General features: G+C 36.3%; 1 protein-coding gene. It reads right to left on the bottom strand.

Translation table 11 applies throughout. The features are described 5' to 3' along the window. Positions 1 to 3533 (bottom strand): CHAT domain-containing protein (locus H7254_RS11065; protein WP_301933023.1); only part of this gene is annotated, 3533 nt, incomplete at its 3' end. Positions 3534 to 3605 lie beyond the last annotated feature (72 nt).

The raw sequence follows: 3605 nt of genomic DNA, 5'->3' as shown, positions 1-3605 counted from the left end.
CCAAATACGCCTTCACTTCCTTTTACATCACCGAGGGCCGTTTCGCAGGCACTGAGCACTACCAGTTCAGTGTTGCTTAAATTCAGTTGAGATATTTCATAAGCTGTAACAATTCCATCTTCTACTCCATCAATTGGGGTTCTGCCACTCCAGGCATAGTTGCCGCCGGCTAATATTAAACCACTTCTTAGTAATGGATCATTGGCCAATGTGTAAGTATTTGTTTCATTCAGATTTTTGTCTTTTTTATTTTTATCCGGTTCGGGTAAAAAGAAACCATGCGTAGCAATATGCAATATTTGTGGGGCATTACCGTCTAATGCTTTCAGATTTTCTTCGGAAGCTGCGGTTTGAATAAAAGATTTTGTATTGATTTGATTGCTGTCAAAAAGATGTTTGATTTTAATTACTTCGTCCGCTGTGCCGGGCAAGTTGTTCCAGGTATTATTATCGCTGCTTCTTTTTTGCAGAGTGTAAATGGAAATTGATACATTTTCCTTTTCCTGTTTATCCGTTTTTTGATTTACCAATTGCAAACTGTCCATCGTAAAACTGGCATTGCCAAACAATGTAATGTTTTTTGGTTTTGTGGTTGAATTTTCTGAATTGCGTAAAGCCACCTGCCTTGTGCTGGTATATTGTTGCAAATCATACTTATCCATCAATATTGTTGTGCTGTCAACAGGCAATGCCTGAAAGGAAATGCTATATAATTTTCCTGCTGGAGAATAGGAAATTTTCTTTACTCCTTTTAAATAAGGCTCCAATGGTTGCCAGACCAATTTGTATAATTCTTTTCCCAGCGAAGCTAAATTTTTGTTTTTTATTTCCAGCCCACGGTAAAACTTGCTAACCATGGCAGTTGCAGTTGTGCCTGCGCTGTCAAATAGTTTCTGCAGTTGCTTTTCTTCGCAAAGGGGAACGAAAACAGGAACGGAATCGTACTTATTTAAAATATAAGCAGCATACACGGTACTGTCGGTCCATTTTTTATTGAATAACCTGAAGCTTACAAATTCAATGGCTATCTCATCTTCTTCCAGGTTTTTTTGAACATCAGTTAGTTTAATTTGCAAAATCTGTTGCTGTTTTTGAAATCCGGATGAAAAGCGATTCAGTTCTTTCTCCACTTTTTCTGTTTCCGCTTCTACTAGTTTTAAATCTTTTCGCCTGCTTTCCAATGGAAGTGAATATTGCACAGCAAGCCCTGCTTTAGCCGTTTTCCATCGGATAAAAAGATTTTGCGTAGTTGTGTCTGAACTGTTCCGTAATGCATCCAAAGCATTTTTTGTATCAGAAAGGGAAAGTGATTTGAGAAATAATTGTAAGTTAAAATTGCTTTGATAAAAAGATGAATGCGCCTTTGGATATAGATAAAGAAAGCTGTTATTGCTATTATTGAGTGCCAGGTTATTGCCCAAATAATTTCCTTTTTCTTTTTCGGATAATACAGTGAAAACTTTTAGCAGGTTATTGATCTCAATATTTTTATACGCTGTAAGCAGAACTTCAGCCTGTTCATATTTTCCCATGTATTGGTATAACAGTGCCAGGTTGCTAACGCTGCTTGCATAAGATGGGTGTTCTGGGCCGAATCTTTTCTTCCAGATACTATTGGACTGCAGGTGGAATGACTCCGCTTTTTCAAGCAATCCTACATTGATATATACTTCCGCAAGGTTATTTAATGTGATGGCACAATCAGGATGAGTATCCCCCAATACTTTTTTACGTATGGCCAGAGCTTCCATAAATAATGATTCCGCTTTTTTAAATTTTTTGGTTCGTGCATACACTGTGCCCAGGTTACTCAATATGTTTGCAAACATTGCATGGTTTTTACCCAGTATTTTTTTAAAGATGGCTAAAGATTCAATATATAAATTTTCAGCTTTATTAAATTCCTTGGTATTGCTATATAAATCTGCCAAATTATTCAGGGCGATAGCGTAGCTTTTATTTGCTGTTCCCCTTTGTTTTTTATCAATTTCCAGTACCTGTAAGTAAAACTGCTCAGCTTTTGGGTATTGTCCAATTGTTTTATACAGGTAGGCTAAATTGCTTAGATTAACTGTGTAATCGGAAGATTCCTCACCTGAAACTTTTTTTGTTATATGCAAAGCCTGCAAAAAAAACAATTCTGCTTTTGTATACTGCCCCGTCTCCTGAAATAATAAAGCTAAATTATTAAGCCGGTTAGCATAGTCCGGATGTTCGCCCCCTAACTCTTTTTTAAGTATATCCAACGCCTGTACTAATAGTGATTCTGCTTTATCGTATTCACCCATCTCTATATATAATGAACCCAGGTCGCTTAAAATAATTGCATATTCAGCTTTATGCTCTCCAAAAGCTTTCTTACTGATTTCTACTGCTTTTATATAAAGCTGCTCCGATTTTGTAAATTGATTTAATTCGTTGTATAAACTGGCCAGCTTGCTAAGGATCAAAGCATAATCTCCATGCTCTTGCCCCGGGGATTTTTTAATAATGGATTGGGCTTGTAATAATAAAATTTCAGCTTTACTGTACACATCCATTTTTTGATATAATGCCCCTATGATTTTTAGAGAGTTTGCATATTGGGGCGACTGTGGGTTAGTTTTTTTTTGTAAATCCACTGCCTGCAATAATAAAATTTCGGCCATTTTATATTGTCCTGTACTGCCGTACAAAACTCCCAGGTTCATCAAGTTGTTAGCATAACCAGGCGAACTGATCCCTTCGGTTTTTTTTATGAGGGCCAATGCTTCCACAAAAAAAGGTTCGGCCTTTTTTTTTTCACCAATCTTTCCATATAAGATACCGAGGTTCGTAAGGCCGACAGCATAATCCGGACTTTCAGTTAATTGTTGTTGTTTCTGTATTTGATGTACTAAAAGGGATAATTGTAATGCCCGGGCATATTCACCATTATCAGCATAAAAAAGGGAGAGTTCGTTAAGGCTTGTTATATACGCCGGATCTCTATCACCTGATAACTTTTTATGCAGTGCAATAAGTTCTAAAAGAACATCTTCATTTTTTGTAAAATTCTTTTTTGCTTTATATACAGCGGCAATATTATCTAACACCTTCATCAGCAATTTGTCACTACCAGATTTAGTACGGATAATAGTTAAAGCTTCCCCGTAAGTCTTTTCAGCTTTATCATAATTATTTTCTGCTGAATATAGCAGGCCTCTTTCATTTAATGCGCTGGCATATTCAGATGAGCTATCGCCAAATTTTTTTAAGTTAACCCATATAATTTGTTCCCATAATGAATCGGATTTTTTATACTGAGCCGTTTTTTTATAAATGGTCGCCAGGTTTTCAAGGTTTGTAATGTACCCGGTGTTTTCTTCCCCCACTGTCTTTTTTTGAAAAGCTATTGTTTGTATCAAAAGAGGTTCGGCTTTTACATATTGCGCTGACCTCGAATACAAAGCAGCAAGGTCAAAAATGGCTTCTATATATTCCACATGTTCCTCACCCAATAATTTTTTTCTATTTGCTATAAGCTCCAGATAGACGGATTCTGCTTTTCGTATATTATTCCGATTATTATAATGAACAGCTAGGTTATTTAAAAAAGATAAAAACAGGTCAAAGCTGTTTGTTGT

This window comes from Ferruginibacter sp., from assembly GCF_014377975.1.
GTDB lineage: Bacteria > Bacteroidota > Bacteroidia > Chitinophagales > Chitinophagaceae > Ferruginibacter.
The sequence above is the reverse complement of the archived record's forward strand: the minus strand, read 5'-3'. Positions and strand labels throughout refer to the sequence as shown.